The sequence below is a fragment of the Actinomadura chibensis NBRC 106107 genome, assembly GCF_001552135.1.
GTDB lineage: Bacteria > Actinomycetota > Actinomycetes > Streptosporangiales > Streptosporangiaceae > Spirillospora > Spirillospora chibensis.
Window position 1 is genome coordinate 49,631 of the sequence record NZ_BCQP01000069.1, and the last position, 19,087, is coordinate 68,717.

Genomic DNA, 19,087 nt, shown 5'->3' on the forward strand with positions numbered 1-19,087 from the left:
AACAACGGGTTCGCGGCGCGCTCGGCGGGCTGGATAGCCTTTGGGACGTGAGTGACGAGACCTTCGACGAGCTTCCGGAGCAGATGCGCGTGCGCCGGGAGAAGCTCGACCGGCTCCGTGCGAGCGGGATCGACCCCTACCCGGTGACCTTTCCGCGGACGGCGACGATCGCCGACGTCCGCGCGAAACACCCGGACCTGGAGCCGGGCACCGAGACGGGCGAGAAGGTCGGCGTCACCGGCCGCGTCATGCTGATCCGCAACACGGGCAAGCTGTGCTTCGCCACGGTCCGGGACGGCTCCGGCGACATCCAGATCATGCTTTCCCTGGCCAAGGTGGGGCAGGAGCAGCTCGACTTCTGGAAGCGGGAGGTCGACCTGGGCGACCACGTCGGGGTCGAAGGCGAGGTCATCACGTCCCGCCGCGGCGAGCTGTCCATCATGGCCGACCGGTTCGCCATCACGTCGAAGTGCCTGCGCCCCCTGCCGGAGAAGCACGCCGGGCTGACCGACCCCGAGGCGAGGGTCCGGCAGCGTTACGTCGACCTCATCGTGAACGACGAAGCCCGGAAAATGGCGCGGCTGCGTAGCGCGACCGTCCGTGCCGTGCGCGATTTCTGGCACGACGAGGGCTACCTGGAGGTCGAGACGCCGATGCTCCAGCCGATCCACGGCGGTGCTGCGGCGCGTCCTTTCCAGACGCACATCAACGCCTACGACATGGACCTCTACCTGCGCATCGCGATCGAGCTGTATTTGAAGCGGCTCGTCGTGGGCGGCATCGAGAAGGTCTTCGAAATCAACCGCAACTTCAGGAACGAGGGTGCGGACTCCACGCACAACCCCGAGTTCACCATGCTGGAGGCCTACGGGACGTATCTCGACTACAACGACATGGCCGACCTCACCCAGCGGATGTACCAGAACGCGGTCGTGGCCGCTCTCGGTACGACCGTGGTCGTCCATGACGGTGTCGAGATCGACCTCGGTCTTGCCCGGTGGCCGCGGATCACCCTGTACGGGGCCGTGTCGGAGGCGCTCGGCGAAGAGGTGACCCCGCACACGCCGATCGAGGACGTCCGTAAGCTCGCCGACGCCCGCGACATCTCCTGGGACCCGAAGTGGGGTCAGGGCAAGCTCGTCCAGGAACTCTTCGAGGAACTGGTGGAGCACACCCTCGTCCAGCCCACGTTCGTCATGGATTACCCGGTCGAGACGTCGCCGCTGACCCGTCAGCACCGTGACGAGCCCCTTCTCACCGAGAAATGGGACCTCATCGGGTTCGGGACGGAACTCGGCACCGCCTACTCGGAACTCGTCGACCCGATCGAGCAGCGCCGCCGACTCACCGAGCAGTCACTGCTCGCCGCGGGAGGCGACCCCGAGGCCATGCAACTGGACGAGGATTTCCTGCGCGCCCTGGAGTACGCGATGCCGCCGACGGGCGGGATGGGCGCCGGGATCGACCGGATGATCATGGCGTTCACCGGCAAGGGGATCCGCGAGACGATCCTGTTCCCGCTGGTCAAGCCCGAGTGACGGCGGACGTCCCGCGAACCGCGCGGTAAGACGACGCCCCGAACGCCGACTCGCCCCGGCCCCGGTGGGCTCTGGCGTGCCCGCAACACGGCCGAGGGCGAGCAAGCCGTCGCCGTCGCCGGAACCCCCTGCGCCGCCCACAACGGGCGCAGGAGCCGCTAAGGCGACGGCCGTGGTTCGAAGTGCGTCGGCGGGGTGAAACGGCGTCCAGAGCGCCGTGGGGAGCGTGAACGGGGAGCTGAGCCGCACGGGTGCGGGGGAGCGGGGCCGTGCCGGAGGGTCAGGCGCTTTCGCGGATGACGAGATCGGGTCTGAGGACCACCTGTCGGTGTTGGTGCGACTTCCCTTCCCCCAACTCGGCCAGCGCGAGTTCGGCGGCCTCCCAGCCGAGCTCCCGCCGGGGCTGGCGGATCGTGGTGAGCGGGACGGCGGCGCTCGCCGCCAGCTCGATGTCGTCGTAGCCGATGACCGCGATGTCCTCGGGGACCCGCGCGCCGACCCGGATCAGCTCGTTGATCAGCCCGATGGCGAGCAGGTCGTTGGCGCAGAACACGCCGTCCGGACGCGGTGACATCGCCAGGACCTCGTGCGCGGCGGCCTGGCCCTCGGTGGGGCTCAGCGCGTCCTGCACGAGGGTCGCGGGCTTGCCGAAACCGGCCTCGACGATCGTCCGGGCCGCGCCGTCGCGGCGTTCGACGCAGGGCTGCGGCTCCGGGACGCCGGTCACGAACGCGATCCGCTCGCGGCCGATGCCGAGCAGGTGCGCGGCCGCGATCTCACCGCCCGCGACGTGGTCGACCTGGGCCGAGCAGACCTCGGCGGCGTCGCGGTCGATCAGCACCACGGTCATCCCGGCGGCGCGCAGCCGGGAGATGTCGCGGGCGCCGAGCCCGACGGGGATGATCAGCACCCCCGCCGCGTTCTGCTCCTCCAGCAGCGTCACCGAGCGCCGCTCCTTGGCGGCGGAGTGGTCGCTCGACAGCCACAGGGCGTCGTGGCCCGCGGCGTTCAACGCGGCCTCGGCCCCCCGGGCGACATCCGTCGCGTACGGGTTGGTGAGGTCCTCGACGACGACGCCGAACGCACGGCGCGGTTGGTCGCCGAACTCGCCGGCGGTGTGTTCGGGGCGTCGCCGGAGCCGGCGGGCGGACTCGTTCCGGACGAATCCGAGCTCCTCGATCGCGGCGCGAACACGGTCACGGGTAGCTTCGGCCACGAGGTCTGGCCGGTTTAGGACATTCGAAACGGTCCCAACTGAGACTCCAGCTCGCCTCGCGACTTCACGAATACTGGTCTGCGGCAACTCGCTCCTCGTCCCGTCCAGGGCGTGTTTTCCCAGGTAGTGGAGTTTTGCATAGCGTGCGGACGATCGCGTGACCACGCATAGTGACGATTCGCGCACACATTGCACTGAACCAGCGCTTGACGGGCCGGATCCGGCCGCCTAGCGTTCCGAGCCGAAGCGTAGCTTGAAACGATTCATGATCTTCGTCCGCGGCGAGATCAGGCGAGTCCGACGAGAAAGGACGGGTGCGGATGGCTGGCGATCTCATCCCGTCTCCCTCAGACGACCAACGAGTGAATCGTCACCCGGAGTTCCCCCGAACGAGCCCGCAATCGGCCATGCGGCCACCTCCGGCCAAGCGCGCGAGACAGACAAGGAACCCGATGATCTAAGTCCGGAGGGCTCCGGACCCGGCAACCCAACGCGCGTACAGAGATCGAGACCAACCCGTGCCTGTGCAGCGGACGGCTGCATCCCCGCGGTCATCACCACGGACGAGGGAGGACGGAGTGGAACAGGCCACACTCGCACGTCGTGGCACCGACGATTTCGGGCTGAGCGAGGAGGAGATCCGGCTGCTCGCCCAGATCGCCAGCGGTGTCACCGCCGATGTGGCGGCACGCAAGCTTGAACTGAGCGCACGGACCTTGCGGCGCCGGTTGCGGACGATCTGCGACCGCCTGGAGGTCAACACCCCTATCGAGGCCGTTGTGTGGGCGGCCCGGAGGCAGCTCATCTAGCGGCGGCCCATGACGCCCGCCAGGGGACGGCGGGCGTCGGCACGAACCAAGGCGGCGAGCACAGACGAATCCCGTCCGACCCCGCAGCGGCGGCGTCGATGTCCTGACAGGTAGGTCCCTGCAGGAGGCGTCGCCGCGGACGGTGTTCAAAAGCCCGCCCGCGGAGTTCACAGGCGTGCCCATCCTGCCCTTGCGGGCATGCCTTCCTTGAAAGGCATGCCTTCCCCGACAGGCATGCGGACTCACCACAGGGCCACTTGGGTGCATGTCGATTCGTCTACGCGAAAACGCACGAGCGACGTGTGGTCCTCAGAGCCGGAGACGGGTCAGGCCACTCGGACGCCGCCCGCGAAGGGGCGTCCTGACATCGAGGCGATTTTCACGACGTCGCCGGTGTGCGGCGCGTGCAGCATCTTGCCGCCTCCGACGTAAATCCCCATGTGGTGGAGGTCGGAGTAGAAGAAGACGAGGTCGCCCGGCTGCAGTTCACTGCGCGACACATGGGTGCCCGCGTTCCACTGGCTGCCGGTGTAGTGCGGCAGGTTGATGCCGACCTGCTTGTAGGCCCACATGGTGAGTCCGGAGCAGTCGAAGGACGACGGGCCCGCGGCGCCCCACACGTACGGGCGGCCTATCTTGCCCATCGCGTAGCGCAGCGCCTGGGCGGCCTTCCCGGTACCGATGACGGGGAGGCTGGCGAGCTGGGTCGGGTCCCGGTCGACGAGCTTTCCGCGCACCTTCTCGTAAGTGCCGGTGACCTTCTTGCGCTGGGCGTCGAGTTCCGTCCGCAGTTGCTTCACCTGCTGGGCGCGCGTCTCGGCGGACTTGCGCGCGCGCTGGGCGGCCTGCATCGCCTGCATCAGGCCGAGCACCTTCGTGCTGTCCTGCTTGGCGAAGTAGTTCAGGGTGGCGGCCTGGTCGAGGACGGCCTGCGGGTCCTGGGAGGCGACGAACGAGACGGCGGGGTCGGAGCCGCCCTGCATGTAGCTGGTGGCGGCGAGTGCGCCGACCTTCTCCCGGATGCCCTGGAGCGACTTCTCCTGCCGCTCCGCGTTCTCCGTGGCGACCTTGGCGGCCCGCTGCGACTGGGCCAGCTTCACCTTGAGCCCGTTGTACTGCTCGGTGAGCCGCTCCAGGTCGTCGGCGAGCTTGAGCGCCTTGGCCCGGAGCTCCTTGGTGGACGGCTCGGGGTCGGCGTGGGCGACGGCGATCGTGTGCGGGCTGATCGCGTGCGGGGCCACCGAGAGGGCGACCAGCGCACCGGCCAGCACGGCCGCCCGTCCGCGGAACCGGCCCGCGGGTCGCGGCGGCGCCGACGCGGCGCCGGGAGGCGTCACGGAACGGGAACGCGCAGATCGTTGAAAGGAAGCAGGGCGCGACGGCTCCACTGAGATCTCCTCTCCTCGTCCGCCTACCGAGTTAGCTGACGGGTTAGGGCCGGAGCAGCCCGTCCGCGCGCACACGCGGATAGATCCACGTGGCTGCGGATTCACCCCTTACGGGCCGAGGGTGCTCCCCCGAACACTCCGGAAGTGGGTCCCCGGCTCCTCGGGGCGCTGGTTGCGGCCCGGGGACTCGGCGGTTCGGCCTTCGTCCAGCGATCGGCCGACATCAGCGAAGGACACTAACGGAACACGCTTCGGATGCCAACCAGAACCCGCGAAATCGCAGGTCGCGACGCCGTTTCGCGACGGAGTCCGGTGTGCTCGCGCCGGGCGGACGCACGCGGGCAGCGCGCGAAGCGCGTGCGGAAGGCCGGTGAACTGCCCGCATTCGATAATCTCGCCTGATTGTGGAGGTCGTTATCCGGCGTGCCCGTACCGCCGATGTCCAGGAGATACGCAGGCTGGTCGAGCTGTACGCCGGTTCGGGACGGCGCATGCTGAAGAAGTCCACCGTGAAGCTCTACGAGGACGTCCAGGAGTTCTGGGTGGCGGAGGACGTCCAGGGCGGCACGCCGGGACGGGTGGTCGGCTGCGGGGCCCTGCACGTCATGTGGGAGGACCTCGCCGAGGTTCGCTCGGTCGCTGTCGACGAAGGCTATGGCGGACGCGGCATCGGCCACAGAATCGTCACCCGTCTTCTGGAGACGGCACGGGAACTGGGCGTGCGGAGGCTGTTCTGTCTTACCTTCGAGGTGGAGTTCTTCGCCCGCCACGGTTTCGAGAAACTTCTGGGGACCCCGGTGTCCCCAGAGGTGTACGAGGAGCTTCTCCGCTCCTACGACGAGGGCGTTGCGGAGTTCTTGGACCTCGATCGGGTCAAGCCCAATACGTTGGGCAACACCCGGATGTTGCTTCGCCTGGAGGACTGACCCGATGAGCGATTCCCGCGACCGTGGCGGGCCGTACCACCCCCCACAGGGGCAGGGGTCCTATGGCCCCCCGCCTCCGTACCAAGGTCCTCAAGGGCAACAGCCTCGGCAACAGCGGCAACCTCAGCAGCAATGGCAGCAACCCCCTCAGCCCCAGCAGCAATGGCAACAGCCCTCTCAGCCCCAACAACAGGGTTGGGGGCAGCAGCCTTCATACGACGAGTCGTACGGTGCGCCCCATGACCAGTACGGGGGCGGCTCCTATGGGGACGACCTGGCTTTGGCCCCGATCCTGAGGCGCGCGGGCGCCCGCGTCATCGACAACGCCCTTGTGGCGGTCTTCGGGTTCGCCCTCGTCCTCCCCGTCACGATCGGTGCGTTCGGCTTGGGCAAGCCGGGCAGCAAGACCGAGGACGACGGGGGTGTGTGGAACTGGCCCATCATCTTCACCCTCTTCTGTGTCCTGTCGGTGCTGCCGTTCCTTTATGAGGCCATCCAGCTCTCGATGTCGGGGCGGACGCTGGGGAAGCGTGTGATGGGGATCGGGATCGTCCAGTCCCCTGGTGGGCAGCCACTGACCACGACCCAGGCCGTCTGGCGCGCTGGGATCGTGCACGTGGGCTATCAGCTCGGTGTCTTCTTCTTCCTCGTCGTTGCGGTGATGGTGTGGGACTACGCCGCCTACGGGATGCTGCTCGTCTGGGCGGGTGCGCTGATGGCCTACCTGTGGGCGATCTGGGACCAGCCCTTGCACCAGTCCCTCCACGACCGCTTCGCCGGCACGCTCGTCATCGACGAGCGGGCCGGATACGACGAGTACGACGAGTACACGGAATAGGGCCCCATGGAGGCACCGCTCGCCGAACCGGGGCAGCGTCTCCTGGCGCGCATCGTCGACACGCTCGTCGTTGGCCTGCCCGTCATCATCGTCGTCCGGGAACTGGTGTCCGGACACACCGTGGACGTCGTCGCCCCGCCCGCTGTGGCGGGATGCATGCTCCTCTACGAGGCGATCCAGCTCGCCCTCTGGGGGCGGACCATCGGCAAGCGCCTCGCCGGTATAGAAGTCGTCATCGACCCAGCGGGCCCTTCCGTCTACGGGAGGACGCCTAGGGGCGATGCAGGCGAGGCCGCCGTGTCGGTGGACCGTCCCGTGGCCATGGAGACGCCCGCGGGCGCGTCCGCAGGGGGCGATGGGGCGGTACCCATGGAGACGGCCGCGGAGGCTGGTGCCGAGTTCGATACCGCGTCCGAGGGTGAGTCGGCGGTGGAGAAGCCGGAAAGCGTGCCCATCGGCGACGGAGCTCGCCCCGATGCCGTCCGCGCCGTTCTCCGCGCGGCGATCTATTCGCTGCCGATCGCGGCCCGCCCGATTCCCGTTCTCGGCCTACTCGGCGGCGTCTTCTGGGTCGCGAACGCGGGCGCGCTGTACGAGGGGACGCGGCGCCAGGCCGTCCACGACAGGCTCACCGGGACGCTGGTGGTAAAAAGCGCGCCGAGCGATTCAACGGCCTTCTGAGATCCTCTCCGGGCCCCTCGGCCGCGCTCACCGAGAACGGTCCCACCGCCGTGCCGGGGCCGGTTCGCGGGGCCCGAGAGGGCGCGCCGAGCGGGCCCCGGCTTTCGCCGGAGATGGCCGCTCTGTTTCGGACGCGGCGCGTTGCCGCGCCGAATGCCAGCTCGCTCAGGTTACGGCCCCGAATCGCCAAGGGATCTGTCACGTCCCGGATGGGCCCTCCGGTTTGGGACGCGCTTCATAGACGTTGCACTTGCGTCCGTCCGGCCCCGCCGCATAGCGCGGCCGACTCAGTTCGGACGGGACGCGGTCTCGCTTGGAACGCTACCTTTCGCGCCACATGACGCCGGGCTCGGTTGAACCGTGTACCGTTCACACATCCCGCTCGGACCGGGTTGAAGAAGTGGGACGCGCGGTGGGATTGTGGCGCAATCTCCCGATTTCGGGATGGTCGACTACCGGCGGCTTCCCGGCGGGCCCGCACCCCGCCGACTTCCGCCCCCGACGCGGCGGCAAGAGATTTCGGCATCGCCCGACCGGCGGTTATCCGTCCACATCCCCCGGTGGCGGCGTTGATCGGCCCGCGCGTCCCCCGCTTGTCCCGGGCCGCCGGGCGCATTCCTGTCCCGGCCTGCGGTTTGTTCCGTTGCCCCGGAGTTAATCCCGGTCGGGGGCGCCGGGGCGTCCGCCCTGTTAAGGTCGCCCGCGGACCTTTTCGTCGGACGGTCGTACGTTAACTTCCCGGCGGCCCGTCCGGGAGAAAGCCCAGGCCGTCCCCAAACGCGGGTCAATGCGTGCGCGCCCGCCCAGGTCAGCGTGGGACGCCGTGACTCCGGTCACGGTGATATCGCGCCGTGGTCCACGGCACGGCGGAGAAATTCAGGCGCCGTGCGGCGCGCCCTCCGCATGCCCTCCGGACATGCCGGAAACGATGAACCCGATTACTGGCGGTCACCGTGGAAGGGACTTCGTCCAGAGTGCCGGTACTAGACCGGACGATGGAATTGTCATCGACCGACTCTGCGGTATATCTTTGGCAACCGAATGCAGTTTGCTCAAGCCGAAAGGGTCTGTCCCCATGGCACAGAAGGTTCAGGTGCTTCTCGTCGACGACCTCGACGGTGGCGAGGCGGACGAGACCGTAGCGTTCTCGATCGACGGCGCCTCCTACGAGATCGACCTGAGTGGCGCCAACGCGACGAAGCTGCGGGATTCTCTAAAGCCGTTCGTGGAGAAGTCGCGGAAGGCGGGGACGGCCACGCGTCGCCGCCGGCAGCGCGGCGCGTCCTCCCGCGAGCGCAGCGCCGAGATCCGCGCCTGGGCCAAGAACAATGGCATCAAGGTCAATGAGCGCGGCCGGATCCCGGCCCATGTGATCGAACAGTACGAGGCGGCCAACTGACGGCTGGGCCACCGGCGGCCCGTCCCGTTCGCGGGACGGGCCGCTCGCCGTTTGCGGATGGCCGCCGCGCCGCCGTTTGCGATCACCGGTCGGATGGCGCACGGGACGCCGTTTGCCGTTGGGGGCCGGGCCGTTCGAGCGAGGCCGCATTGGAGTTCGCGGGCGTCATTCACCGGCCCGCCGGGGTCATTCGTCGCAACGCGGCGACCGTTCGCGGAGCGTTCATGGTTCGCGAGCTCCGTCCCACCGCCGGTATGGACCGCCCGGGCTTCGCTTGGACCGTTCGCCGCGGATCGCGGACGGGCGTTCGCTTGTGGCGTAGAGAAAGATCGGTTTACGCGCCCGCGCGACGCGGTAGTGAGGCCGAGCGGGCGCAACTCCACCCCCAATCGGCACTTCTGGCTCTCGCCCTGGCCCACCTGCGGAAAGCGCCCGTTCGCTTGGGGCGTAGCGGGAACATGACGCACCGATGCGGTAGTTGGATGAGACTGAACAGCGCTTAGCTGGGGAACGTCTCCTGGTGGGAGTGCACCGGGCGGCCTCCTCGGGGCGGGCTAGCATGCGGAAGGACAGTGCCGGACGTTCCGGACTCTGCCCAACCGCTCTGTGAGGAGCGACGAGATGTTCGAGAGGTTCACCGACCGCGCGCGGCGGGTTGTCGTCCTGGCTCAGGAAGAGGCCAGGATGCTCAACCACAACTACATCGGCACCGAGCACATCCTCCTGGGTCTGATCCACGAGGGTGAGGGTGTGGCTGCCAAGGCTCTGGAGAGCCTGGGGATCAGTCTTGAGGCGGTGCGCCAGCAGGTCGAAGAGATCATTGGCCAGGGCCAGCAGGCGCCGTCCGGCCACATCCCGTTCACTCCGCGTGCCAAGAAGGTCCTTGAGCTGTCGCTGCGTGAGGCGTTGCAGCTCGGCCACAACTACATCGGCACCGAGCACATCCTCCTTGGGTTGATCCGTGAGGGCGAGGGTGTTGCCGCTCAGGTGCTTGTGAAGCTCGGCGCCGATTTGAACAGGGTGCGCCAGCAGGTCATCCAGTTGCTGCACGGTTACCAGGGCAAGGAGCCGGCCGCCTCCGGCGGCCCGTCCGAGTCCGCTCCCTCCACCTCGCTGGTGCTCGACCAGTTCGGCCGCAACCTGACCCAGGCCGCCCGTGAGGGCAAGCTCGACCCGGTCATCGGCCGTGGTAAAGAGATCGAGCGGGTCATGCAGGTGCTGTCCCGCCGCACCAAGAACAACCCTGTGCTGATCGGCGAGCCCGGCGTCGGCAAGACCGCCGTGGTGGAGGGCCTGGCACAGAAGATCGTCAAGGGCGAGGTGCCCGAGACGCTCAAGGACAAGCAGCTTTACACCCTCGACCTGGGCGCGCTGGTCGCCGGCTCCCGGTACCGCGGTGATTTCGAGGAGCGCCTGAAGAAGGTCCTCAAGGAGATCCGCACCCGCGGCGACATCATCCTGTTCATCGACGAGCTGCACACGCTGGTCGGTGCGGGCGCCGCCGAGGGCGCGATCGACGCCGCGTCCATCCTCAAGCCCATGCTGGCCAGGGGCGAGCTCCAGACGATCGGCGCGACGACCCTCGACGAGTACCGCAAGTACCTGGAGAAGGACGCCGCGCTGGAGCGCCGCTTCCAGCCGATCCAGGTCGCCGAGCCGTCGCTGTCGCACACGATCGAGATCCTCAAGGGCCTGCGGGACCGCTACGAGGCGCACCACCGCGTGTCGATCACCGACAGCGCGCTGGTCGCGGCGGCGCAGCTCGCCGATCGCTACATCTCCGACCGGTTCCTGCCCGACAAGGCGATCGACCTGATCGACGAGGCGGGCTCGCGGATGCGGATCCGCCGCATGACCGCGCCGCCGGACCTGCGCGAGTACGACGAGAAGATCGCCGACGTCCGGCGCGACAAGGAGTCCGCGATCGACGCGCAGGACTTCGAGAAGGCCGCCGCGCTGCGCGACTCCGAGAAGCAGCTCCTCGGCCAGAAGGCGCAGCGGGAGAAGGAGTGGAAGGCCGGCGACATGGACGTCGTCGCCGAGGTCACCGACGAGCTGATCGCCGAGGTCCTCGCCACCGCCACCGGCATCCCGGTCTTCAAGCTGACCGAGGAGGAGTCCACGCGGCTGCTCCGCATGGAGGACGAGCTCCACAAGCGGGTCATCGGCCAGGAGGACGCCATCAAGGCGCTGTCCCAGTCGATCCGGCGTACCCGCGCCGGTCTGAAGGACCCGAAGCGCCCCGGCGGCTCGTTCATCTTCGCCGGCCCGTCCGGTGTCGGTAAGACCGAGCTGTCCAAGACGCTGGCGGAGTTCCTGTTCGGCGACGAGGACGCGCTGATCCAGCTCGACATGTCCGAGTTCATGGAGAAGCACACCGTCTCGCGGCTGTTCGGCTCCCCGCCCGGCTACGTCGGGTACGAGGAGGGCGGCCAGCTCACCGAGAAGGTGCGGCGCAAGCCGTTCTCGGTGGTCCTGTTCGACGAGATCGAGAAGGCGCACCAGGACATCTTCAACAGCCTGTTGCAGATCCTGGAGGACGGCCGCCTCACCGACGCCCAGGGCCGCGTCGTGGACTTCAAGAACACCGTCATCATCATGACGACGAACCTGGGGTCCAAGGACATCTCCAAGGGCGTCTCCATGGGGTTCGCCCGGCAGAACGACGAGCAGGGCTCGTACGAGCGGATGAAGGCGAAGGTGTCGGAGGAGCTCAAGCAGCACTTCCGTCCCGAGTTCCTGAACCGCGTCGACGACACGGTCGTGTTCCACCAGCTCACCCCGAAGGAGATCATCCAGATCGTGGATCTGATGATCGCCAAGGTGGACGAGCGGCTCCGCGACCGCGACATGGGCATCGAGCTGCGGCAGGAGGCCAAGGACCTGCTGGCGCTGCGCGGCTACGACCCGGTGCTCGGCGCGCGGCCGCTGCGCCGCACGATCCAGCGGGAGATCGAGGACAACCTGTCCGAGAAGATCCTGTACAACGAGCTCAAGCCGGGCCAGATCGTGATCGTGGGCACGGAGGGCTTCGACCCCGAGAACAAGGACTCGGCCGAGAACGCCAAGTTCACGTTCAAGGGCGTGCCCAAGCCGGACACGGTTCCCGACAGCCCGCCGCCCATCGAGGGCGCGGTCAACTTCAACAAGGACTGAGCTTCGTCCAGAGGGGCCCGCATCGGATTCGTCCGATGCGGGCCCTTCCGCATGCGTGCGCGGCGCCTGTGAGGGCACAGGGAGGGCCGGACGATTCGCAGGAGCCACGGATGAACGACGCACCACGCATGACCCTGTCCGCCCCTGTGCTGGACGCTCCCGACCCGCACGCCCTGGCGGACTTCTACCAGCGCCTCCTGGGCTGGAAGGTCGTCCAGGACGAATCTGACTGGGTGAAGCTGCGTCCGCCGAGCGGGGGCACGGGCCTGTCGTTCCAGACGGAGCCGATCCACGCCGCCCCGACCTGGCCTGCGGTCGCGGGCGAGCAGCAGATCCAAGCCCACCTGGACTTCGAGGTGGAGGATCTGGACAGGGCGGGCGCGCACGCTGAGGCCATGGGTGCGGTCCTGGCCGACTGGCAGCCCGACGACGAGGTCCGTGTGTATCTGGACCCGGTGGGACACCCGTTCTGCCTCTTCCTGCCGGAGCCGGAGGCTCCGTTGGAGCCGTAGCCGGTTATCCACAGACCGACGTTCCACTTCTCTTCGCGGGACGGGTGCTCGACGCTGGAACCAACGAACCGCTGATCTTCGAGGCGGGGCCGGGGACGCTCTCGGATTGTCGGAGGCGGGGCATAGGATTCGAACATATGATCGAGAGTGCCGGGCTCGACGGCGATGATGAGTGAGGGGGAGCGGCGTGGTGGCGGCGCGGGGCGGGCGTGGTGAGGAAGGACGGGGCGGGGTGGCTCATGTCGCGGAGGGGTACGTCGCGGAGGCTTTTCTGCGTGACGTCCGGGCGCGGGCGCCCGCGCAGTTGCCGATCTTCCGGTCGCGGCTGCAGGGCGAGTTGTTAGCGCGCCTGCTGCTCGGCCCGGTGCGCGAGCTGGCGATGCTCGACCTCGCCGTGATGCTCCGCACCGACCTGGGGAGTGTCATGCGCGAGGTGGATCGTCAGGCCCGGGCGGGGATCCTCGTCCTGCGGCGCACCTTGGCCGGACGGCTGGTCCGGCGGAACGTGGAAAGCCCCCTGTACGAGCCGCTCGCCCATCTGCTGATGCTGACGTTCGGCCCTGCGGCGGTGGTGGCGGAGGAGTTCGGGCGGCTGCCGTCCGTCCGGGAGGTCCATCTGTTCGGCGCCTGGGCCGAGCGGTACGAGCACGTCCCCGGTGACCAGCCGACCGACGTGGAGGTCCTGGTCATCGGCGACCTCGCTCCGGATGTCGCGTTCGACACCGCCCAGGAGGCCGCCGCACGTCTCGGCCTTCCGGTGCATCCGGTCGTCCGCACCGCCTCCCAGTGGGAGGACGACACCGACCCATTCCTCCGCGAAATCCGCACCGGCCCCCTGGTCCGCATCCACCCTCCCTAAGCCCCCGCTTCACCCCTCCCGGCCGTGGCATGGCCGCTGGCAGCGACCGAACTGACACCGGCACGGCGATCCTCGGCGGCCGCCACAATTCCCGCTCCGATCTGGCTCAGGGCGAGACCCGAAGGGGCGGGACGGTTCAACTCCGGGGTGCCGCACAAGGCCTGAGGGAGCGGGGGCGGTTTGGTTCAGAGGGGCGTCTGAGACCTGAAGGGGCCGGGGTGGTCTGGTTCGGGGACGTGCGGGAGCTGGAGGGGGCGGGGGCTATGGGGGTTCTGGGGTGGTGAGCCAGGTGTCGAGGGCCTGGTGGAGGTGGGCCTTGGTGGAGGTGGGGGCGAAGGACGCGTCCACCCCGGCGCGGGCCAGGGCGGCGAGGGTGTGGTCGTCATAGCCGAAGGCTTCGCGGACGCGGGCGTATTCGGTGGCAAGGGGGGTGTCGATCAAGGCGGGGATGTCGGTGTTCAGGGTCACGATGAGGCCCGCGTCCAGGAGTTGGGGGAGGGGGTGATCTTCTAGGGTCGACGCGAAGCCCAGGGCGACGTTGGACGAGGGGCATACCTCAAGGGGGATTTTGCGTTCGCGGACCTCGGCGACGAGATCCGGGTCGTCCAGGACGCGGATGCCGTGGCCCAGACGCTCCGTGCGGCCCGGGCCGAGTGCTTGGCGGATGCTGGCCGGGCCCTCGCCCTCGCCCGCGTGGTGGACGACGTGGAGGCCCTCGTCGCGGGCGGCGGCGAAGACGTCGGTGAACGGGTCGCCGGGGTGGGACTCGTCGCCTGCCAGCCCGACGGCGACCACGGCGTCGTGACGGCGCGCGAGGTCGAGTGTGCGCCAGGCGCGCTCCACGGAGCGGCGCCGGGAGTGGTCGAGGATGAGACGGCATTCGATCCCGAACGCCTCCCGTCCCGCCTCAAGTCCTTCCAGGACGGCGTTCAGGGGCATGGCGAGGTCGCCGAGCCTTTCGCCGTGTGCGGCGGCCGTGAAGGAGACTTCGGCGTAGCGGGTGCCTTGCGCGGTCTCGTCCTCGCAGAACTCGTAGGCGATCCGCCGGAAGTCGGCGGGCCGCTGCAGGCACGCCCGGACGAGGTCGTTCTGCGCGAAGAAGGCGGCGAAACTGCCGAACGCGCCCGTGTCTCCGGGGACCTGGACTCCGTTCGCCGCACCGATTTCACGGAGCGTGGCCCGCCGGACGGTGCTCTCCAGATGGACGTGAAGATGGGCCTTGGGCAGGTTCAGCAGACTACGCACCACGGCACCGTACCGACCGGTTCGGTCCTGGTGCCTCCGATTTTTCGTCGAGCGGGGAGACGGCCTGCCGCACGCCGCGCAAGGTTCGGCGGGTGGGTGAGTCTGGCCTTTTCCGGTCGTTGTGCCGGCGCGAATTGATCAAGAGGTGGATCTGTGGGATGAGGTGCTTTGTCCGATAGGATCTTCTGGCTTCAGCGGATGGAAATGAAGGCGGGTGCCGGGTGGAGTCGCTACGGCCGAGCGATCCAGGTCAAGTGGGACGATACCGTTTGTCGGGCAGGCTCGGCGCGGGTGGGATGGGCGAAGTATTCTTCGGTCTGACACCCGGCGGACGGCCGGTGGCGGTCAAACTCATTCACCAGGTCCACGCTGCGAACCCGGAATTCCGGCGCCGATTCCAGTCGGAGATCGAGGCGGCCCGAAAGGTCAACGGGCTGCATACCGCCGGAGTCGTCGATGCCGATCCCGCAGCCGATCCACCGTGGATGGTCACGGCATTCATTCCGGGCCCGTCGCTGGAGCGGGCTCTCGCCGAACATGGTCCATTTCCGGATGCCACGTTGCGCGTTCTGGGCGCCGGTATCGCCGAGGCGCTGGAGGCCATCCACGAAGCCGGACTCATTCACCGGGACCTTAAACCGTCCAACATCCTTCTCGGCGCTGACGGGCCGCGCGTGATCGACTTCGGTATCGCCCGTGCCACGGACGCATCCCAGGCGACCGCGATGGCGGGCACCCCTGGCTTCATGTCGCCCGAAATACTCACCGGTGAATCGCTGACACCAGCGGCCGACATCTTCGCCTTCGGTCTGGTCCTGGCCCACGCCGCTGGAGTGCGGCCTTTCGGTGAGGGGCCGCAGCCGGCATTGAGCTATCGCATTGTCCACCAGGAGCCCAGCCTCGCCGGGTTGGAGCATGGACTCGGTGAAATCATTGGGCGATGCTTGGCGAAAAGTCCGGCGGAGCGGCCGACGCCCGCGCAGCTTTTGCAGGAGCTCGCTCCGCCGATGTTGGGCGGTTCCTGGCTTCCGGCTCCGGTTCAGACCATGATCGACCAGCAAGTTTCGGTGCTGCCGTCCGCGCCGCTGCGGAATTCAGCCGATGCCGTTCCTGGGGGTTCCGGCCTCGGGAGTCCCGCGCCTGCGGTTCTCGGGAGAGTTGCCGATGTGGGCTCGCCGAATCCTGTTCAGGTGGGGCCACGGAATTTCCCTCCTGCTCGTCCACAGAAACCCGTCCCTGGGAATAATCCGCAAAAGGCTCGGGGGGTGGCGGGGTCGCCTGTGGCGCAGCGTCCGCGATCCGGTGGGATTCAGGGGAGGGAATGGCAGTTTCGCGTCCTTTCCCTGCTCGCGATCGTGGTCCTCGTGCCGAGCCTGGCCATGCTCGTCATCGGGGCTGCGGAGGGAGCGCAAGGGGGCTGCAGTCTCTTCGCGGCCAGAGCGAACGCCGCTGAGGCGGGGCGACCGACGGCTCCGGGCCTCGCGGCCTGTGACGAGAGCAACTCCACAGCGGAGATCCTGCTGGGCGTGATCGGCCTCGGCATCGGCGTCTCCCTGGCCATCGGCGCCAGAAACCGCCGCCAACCCTGACCACGCCTTCAGCCAGCCGCGCCCGACCAGTCGCGCCTCGACCAGCCGCGCCTCAGCCAGCCATGCCCGACCAGGGCGCCTCAGCGATTCGCGCCTTAACTAGCCGCGCTCGACCTGCCGCGGCTCGACCAGTCGCGTCCAGCCTGTTGCGCCTCGACTAGTCGCGTCCGCGCCCGTTGCGTCCAGCCTGTTGCGCCTCGACTAGTCGCGTCCGCGCCCGTTGCGTCCAGCCTGTTGCGCCTCGACTAGTCGCGTCCGCGCCCGTCGGGCCTCAGCCTGTCGCGCCCCCGCCCGTCGCATCCCCGCTGTCGCGCCCCCGCTCGTCGGGCCTCAGCTTGGCGCGTCCCCGCCCGTCGCGTTCCAGCGCGTCGGGCCTTAGCCCGTCGCGTTCCAGTGCGTTGCGCCTCGACCAGTCGCGTTCCAGCGCGTCGGGACTCTGTGCGTCGCGTTCAAGTTCGTTGGGCTCGACCCGTCGCGTGCGGAGCGGCGGGCTTGGTTGGTGGGGGTTGGTTAGGTGGGGAGGGTGTAGTGGGCGTTTTCTAGGGGGGTTACCAGGCCGTCGGCTATCAGGGTGTCTAGGGCTCGTTCGCGTTGGATGGGGTTTGACCACACCACGTCTATGGCGGGCTTGGGGACGGGGCCCTCGGCGGCGCGGAGGACGGCGAGGATTCGGCCTCGGCATTGGCGGTCCGTGCCCGCGTAGGTCTGGCCGCGGCGGGGCGGTCCCGTGTAGGCGGGGCGTCCGTTGCGCTGCCAGGCGCATCGCTCGAGGACCGGGCAGTCGGCGCAGCGGGGTGTCCGGGCGGTGCAGACGAGGGCGCCCAGTTCCATGGCGGCGACCGCCCAGCGCGCGGCGGTCGGGGGATCGATGGGGAGGAGGCTCTCGGCGAGCGTGACCTCGGCCTTCGTCTGCGACTTCGGCGGGTATTCGTCGCCGGAGAGGAGCCGGGCGAGGACGCGGCGGACGTTGGTGTCCAGGACGGCGTGCCGCTGCTTGAAGGCGAAGCTCGCGACGGCGGCGGCGGTGTAGGCGCCGATCCCGGGGAGGGCCAGGAGGTCCTCGTGCGAGGAGGGGACCTCGCCGCCGTGCCGTTCGGTGATCGCGCGAGCGCTCTCGTGCAGGCGGAGCGCGCGGCGCGGGTAGCCGAGGCGTCCCCAGGCGCGGACGGCCTCGCCGGACGGTTCGGCGGCGAGGGCGGCGGGCTCGGGCCAGCGGGTCATCCAGGCGTCCCAGACGGGCAGGACGCGGGCGACCGGGGTCTGCTGGAGCATGATCTCGCTGACGAGGATGCCCCAGGGCGTCGCGTCCGGGGCCCGCCAGGGGAGATCCCGGGCATTGGCGTCGTACCAGTCGAGGATCGGCGCGGTGTAAGCGGAGTTCAGGACGGTGGAGTTCATGGCGAGCCGCCATTGTGGCACGCGGCGGGTCGTCCCCTCTTTCTGGATCGCTGAATGCATACTGACCGTATGGGGGCACATACTGGACGTAACGAGAACGGTTCCGGGTCTGATCAGTACTGGCGGCGCCGCGCGGTCGCGCTGGCCTCCGTCCTCGGCGCGACCGGGCTGCTCGCCTGGGCCTGCACCGGCGCCTCGGGGGACGACACTCCGGCGCGGGACGCGGGCACCGCGGCTTCGTCGAGCACGCCCGCCCCGCCGACGGCGATGCCCACGGTCACCGTCACCGCGACGGCCACTCCGCGGGCGACGGCGGCCGCCGGGGGCACGTGCCGGGGCCGTGACCTGGTGTTCAGCATGACGGCGTCCCGGACGACCTACGCGGGGACGGCCAGTCCTGAGTTCCGGATCACGGTCGTGAACATGGGCGGCGGCTCCTGCACGCTGGACACGAGGTCGCTGGACGTCCGCGTCACGTCCGGTGACGACCGCATCTGGTCGTCCGCCGAATGCCGCCGTGACGGGACGTCCAAGAAGACCGTCAAGCGAGGCGTCCCCTACGTCGACACCGTCGTCTGGAACCGGCGACGCGGCTGCGGCGGCGGCGGCGCCATTGCCCGTCCGGGCACCTACGTGGCCGCGCTCAAGGGCGAGAAAGCCAAGAAACAGGTCTTCTACCTGCGCTGATCCCGACGAGCATTGCTTTTTGTTTGCGTGGTCGTCGGTAGCGTGGTTGCGGACGAGGCCCGAGCTCGGGGGGAGGCGTGATGTTCGTCCAGATCGTCCAGGGACGGACGACCGATCCGGCCGCCGTGCGGGACGCGTGCGAGGACTGGGTCCAGACGGTCGCGCCCGGGGCGCGCGGATGGCTGGGAAGCACGGCGGGTGTCACCGAGGACGGGATGTTCGTCGGGCTCGTCCGGTTCGAGTCGGGTGAGGCGGCCCGCGCGAACGGGGTGCGGCCGGAGCAGGAGCAGTGGTGGGACGGGGCGTCCCGGCTGTTCGCGGACGGCGTCGTCGTCCACGACTGCGCGGACGTCGAGGTCTTCGGGCAGGGGCCTTCCGACACGGCGGGGTTCGTGCAGATCATCCAGACGAGGGTCCGCGACCGGGAGGCGCTGCGGCCGTTCTGGAGCGAGGAGGAGGGACGGGCCATGCGCGAGTTCCGTCCCGACACGATCGGCGGGCTGTTCTGCGTCCACCCTGACGGCGGGTGCACGGTGGCGGTCTACTTCACGTCCGAGGAGGAGGCGCGTGAGGGGGAGCGCAAGGAGATGCCGCCGGAGCTGAAGGCGTGGCGGGACGACGAGATGTCCCACTACGAGGGGGACGCGGAGTTCTTCGACCTGCGGAGCCCGTGGACGTGGACGGCCGACCGGCGCGCCAGACGCTGGCCCATCCCCGGCCTGCGAAAGTTCTCAAGAGCCCACCACGCATAGCCCCCCACCCCACGCCGGCAACTCAAGCCCCACTACGCGCTCGCCTCGCGCCAAACGTCCCCCACCCCGCGCCACCCCGCGCCGTGCTGTGCGA

General features: G+C 68.9%; 17 protein-coding genes and 1 riboswitch. Of the genes, 12 read left to right on the forward strand and 5 right to left on the reverse strand.

Annotated features, from left to right (window positions below):
• Positions 1–47: 47 nt before the first annotated feature.
• Positions 48–1,538, forward strand: a complete 1,491-nt coding sequence (lysX, locus tag ACH01S_RS35360; protein WP_083981507.1) for a bifunctional lysylphosphatidylglycerol synthetase/lysine--tRNA ligase LysX — start codon at positions 48–50, stop codon at positions 1,536–1,538.
• A 280-nt stretch (positions 1,539–1,818) separates the two neighbouring features.
• Here lysX and ACH01S_RS35365 read toward each other — a convergent pair whose 3' ends face one another.
• Positions 1,819–2,841 carry a LacI family DNA-binding transcriptional regulator gene (locus ACH01S_RS35365; protein WP_067902434.1) on the reverse strand — a complete coding sequence of 341 codons (1,023 nt, stop codon included), beginning with the start codon at positions 2,839–2,841 and terminating at the stop codon, positions 1,819–1,821.
• Between the two features lie 491 nt (positions 2,842–3,332).
• On the opposite strand from ACH01S_RS35365, the gene ACH01S_RS35370 reads away from it, so the two are divergent.
• Positions 3,333–3,563 carry a transcriptional regulator gene (locus tag ACH01S_RS35370; protein WP_067902439.1) on the forward strand — a complete coding sequence of 77 codons (231 nt, stop codon included), beginning with the start codon at positions 3,333–3,335 and terminating at the stop codon, positions 3,561–3,563.
• Positions 3,564–3,889: 326 nt separating this feature from the next.
• On the opposite strand, the gene ACH01S_RS35375 is transcribed toward ACH01S_RS35370, so the two are convergent.
• Positions 3,890–4,900 (reverse strand): C40 family peptidase, encoded by a 1,011-nt coding sequence (locus ACH01S_RS35375; RefSeq protein ID WP_083981508.1) that lies wholly within the window; start codon positions 4,898–4,900, stop codon positions 3,890–3,892.
• A 55-nt stretch (positions 4,901–4,955) separates the two neighbouring features.
• Positions 4,956–5,154: riboswitch (cyclic di-AMP (ydaO/yuaA leader) on the reverse strand.
• A 201-nt stretch (positions 5,155–5,355) separates the two neighbouring features.
• Between ACH01S_RS35375 and ACH01S_RS35380 the strand changes: the two genes are divergently transcribed.
• The 7 genes from ACH01S_RS35380 (at position 5,356) to ACH01S_RS35410 (ending at position 13,322) form a co-directional block, all read left to right on the forward strand.
• Positions 5,356–5,877, forward strand: a complete 522-nt coding sequence (locus ACH01S_RS35380) for an amino-acid N-acetyltransferase (RefSeq protein WP_370671597.1) — start codon at positions 5,356–5,358, stop codon at positions 5,875–5,877.
• Between the two features lie 280 nt (positions 5,878–6,157).
• A complete protein-coding gene (locus ACH01S_RS35385) occupies positions 6,158–6,715 on the forward strand; it encodes an RDD family protein (protein WP_246236458.1) in 558 nt (185 codons plus the stop codon).
• 6 nt (positions 6,716–6,721) lie between these two features.
• Positions 6,722–7,396: an RDD family protein gene (locus ACH01S_RS46355; RefSeq protein WP_067902450.1), complete on the forward strand. Its 675-nt coding sequence runs from the start codon at positions 6,722–6,724 to the stop codon at positions 7,394–7,396.
• Between the two features lie 1,075 nt (positions 7,397–8,471).
• Complete coding sequence (locus ACH01S_RS35395; protein ID WP_067902453.1) at positions 8,472–8,795, forward strand: histone-like nucleoid-structuring protein Lsr2; 324 nt, start codon at positions 8,472–8,474, stop codon at positions 8,793–8,795.
• A gap of 621 nt (positions 8,796–9,416) precedes the next feature.
• Positions 9,417–11,951: an ATP-dependent Clp protease ATP-binding subunit gene (locus ACH01S_RS35400; RefSeq protein WP_067902456.1), complete on the forward strand. Its 2,535-nt coding sequence runs from the start codon at positions 9,417–9,419 to the stop codon at positions 11,949–11,951.
• A gap of 110 nt (positions 11,952–12,061) precedes the next feature.
• Positions 12,062–12,463 carry a VOC family protein gene (locus ACH01S_RS35405; protein WP_067902458.1) on the forward strand — a complete coding sequence of 134 codons (402 nt, stop codon included), beginning with the start codon at positions 12,062–12,064 and terminating at the stop codon, positions 12,461–12,463.
• 232 nt (positions 12,464–12,695) lie between these two features.
• Entirely contained in the window at positions 12,696–13,322 is a 627-nt protein-coding gene (locus ACH01S_RS35410) for a hypothetical protein (protein WP_083981509.1), read from the forward strand.
• A gap of 261 nt (positions 13,323–13,583) precedes the next feature.
• Here ACH01S_RS35410 and add read toward each other — a convergent pair whose 3' ends face one another.
• The gene (gene add, locus ACH01S_RS35415) at positions 13,584–14,567 is read right to left on the reverse strand and encodes an adenosine deaminase (RefSeq protein ID WP_067902503.1); all 984 of its coding nucleotides are present in this window, start codon (positions 14,565–14,567) and stop codon (positions 13,584–13,586) included.
• A gap of 254 nt (positions 14,568–14,821) precedes the next feature.
• Between add and ACH01S_RS42900 the strand changes: the two genes are divergently transcribed.
• Entirely contained in the window at positions 14,822–16,156 is a 1,335-nt protein-coding gene (locus ACH01S_RS42900; protein ID WP_255220373.1) for a serine/threonine-protein kinase, read from the forward strand.
• Between the two features lie 510 nt (positions 16,157–16,666).
• Here ACH01S_RS42900 and ACH01S_RS35430 read toward each other — a convergent pair.
• Together ACH01S_RS35430 and ACH01S_RS42905 are read right to left on the reverse strand one after the other, a co-directional pair.
• Positions 16,667–17,554 (reverse strand): HhH-GPD family protein, encoded by an 888-nt coding sequence (locus ACH01S_RS35430; protein ID WP_067902466.1) that lies wholly within the window; start codon positions 17,552–17,554, stop codon positions 16,667–16,669.
• A gap of 113 nt (positions 17,555–17,667) precedes the next feature.
• Entirely contained in the window at positions 17,668–17,913 is a 246-nt protein-coding gene (locus ACH01S_RS42905) for a hypothetical protein (protein WP_083981511.1), read from the reverse strand.
• Here ACH01S_RS42905 and ACH01S_RS42910 point away from each other — a divergent pair.
• Positions 17,912–18,241: a hypothetical protein gene (locus ACH01S_RS42910; RefSeq protein WP_083981512.1), complete on the forward strand. Its 330-nt coding sequence runs from the start codon at positions 17,912–17,914 to the stop codon at positions 18,239–18,241. The two genes, ACH01S_RS42905 and ACH01S_RS42910, sit on opposite strands and share 2 nt — an antisense overlap.
• Positions 18,242–18,321: 80 nt before the next feature.
• Positions 18,322–18,993 carry a hypothetical protein gene (locus ACH01S_RS35440; protein WP_067902473.1) on the forward strand — a complete coding sequence of 224 codons (672 nt, stop codon included), beginning with the start codon at positions 18,322–18,324 and terminating at the stop codon, positions 18,991–18,993.
• Positions 18,994–19,087 lie beyond the last annotated feature (94 nt).